Source organism: Streptomyces sp. NPDC053541, from assembly GCF_044544705.1.
GTDB lineage: Bacteria > Actinomycetota > Actinomycetes > Streptomycetales > Streptomycetaceae > Streptomyces.
Map to the genome: position 1 here is coordinate 1974 of NZ_JBITXM010000019.1, position 1378 is coordinate 3351.

Annotated in this window: 1 rRNA gene (running past one end of the window); it reads right to left on the reverse strand. The window is 57.3% G+C overall.

Annotated elements, in window-relative coordinates:
• Positions 1-1278: ribosomal RNA gene (locus ACIGW2_RS33400) — 23S ribosomal RNA — on the reverse strand (it extends 1941 nt beyond the left edge of the window).
• Between the last annotated feature and the right edge of the window lie 100 nt (positions 1279-1378).

The window sequence follows — 1378 nt, forward strand, 5'->3', positions numbered from 1 at the left end:
CGCACACTGCAATGACACGACTTCGGCGGTACGCTTGAGCCCCGCTACATTGTCGGCGCGGAATCACTTGACCAGTGAGCTATTACGCACTCTTTCAAGGGTGGCTGCTTCTAAGCCAACCTCCTGGTTGTCTCTGCGACTCCACATCCTTTCCCACTTAGCGTACGCTTAGGGGCCTTAGTCGATGCTCTGGGCTGTTTCCCTCTCGACCATGGAGCTTATCCCCCACAGTCTCACTGCCGCGCTCTCACTTACCGGCATTCGGAGTTTGGCTAAGGTCAGTAACCCGGTAGGGCCCATCGCCTATCCAGTGCTCTACCTCCGGCAAGAAACACACGACGCTGCACCTAAATGCATTTCGGGGAGAACCAGCTATCACGGAGTTTGATTGGCCTTTCACCCCTAACCACAGGTCATCCCCCAGGTTTTCAACCCTGGTGGGTTCGGTCCTCCACGAAGTCTTACCTCCGCTTCAACCTGCCCATGGCTAGATCACTCCGCTTCGGGTCTTGAGCGTGCTACTCAACCGCCCTATTCGGACTCGCTTTCGCTACGGCTTCCCCACACGGGTTAACCTCGCAACACACCGCAAACTCGCAGGCTCATTCTTCAAAAGGCACGCAGTCACGAGACATAGCAAGCTATGTCCGACGCTCCCACGGCTTGTAGGCACACGGTTTCAGGTACTATTTCACTCCGCTCCCGCGGTACTTTTCACCATTCCCTCACGGTACTATCCGCTATCGGTCACCAGGGAATATTTAGGCTTAGCGGGTGGTCCCGCCAGATTCACACGGGATTTCTCGGGCCCCGTGCTACTTGGGTGTCTCTTAAACGAGCCGCTGATGTTTCGTCTACGGGGGTCTTACCCTCTACGCCGGACCTTTCGCATGTCCTTCGACTACACCAACGGTTTCTGACTCGTCCTGTCGCCGGCAGACGACAGAAAAGAGATCCCACAACCCCGCATGCGCAACCCCTGCCGGGTCTCACACGCATACGGTTTGGCCTCATCCGGTTTCGCTCGCCACTACTCCCGGAATCACGGTTGTTTTCTCTTCCTGAGGGTACTGAGATGTTTCACTTCCCCTCGTTCCCTCCACATGCCCTATGTGTTCAGGCATGGGTGACAGCCCATGACGACTGCCGGGTTTCCCCATTCGGAAACCCCCGGATCAAAGCCTGGTTGACGGCTCCCCGGGGACTATCGTGGCCTCCCACGTCCTTCATCGGTTCCTGGTGCCAAGGCATCCACCGTGCGCCCTTAAAAACTTGGCCACAGATGCTCGCGTCCACTGTGTAGTTCTCAAGCAACGACCAGCCACCCACCACCCCGATCCCTACGGACCGAGTTCACTGGGGCCGGCATCGCGAAGGT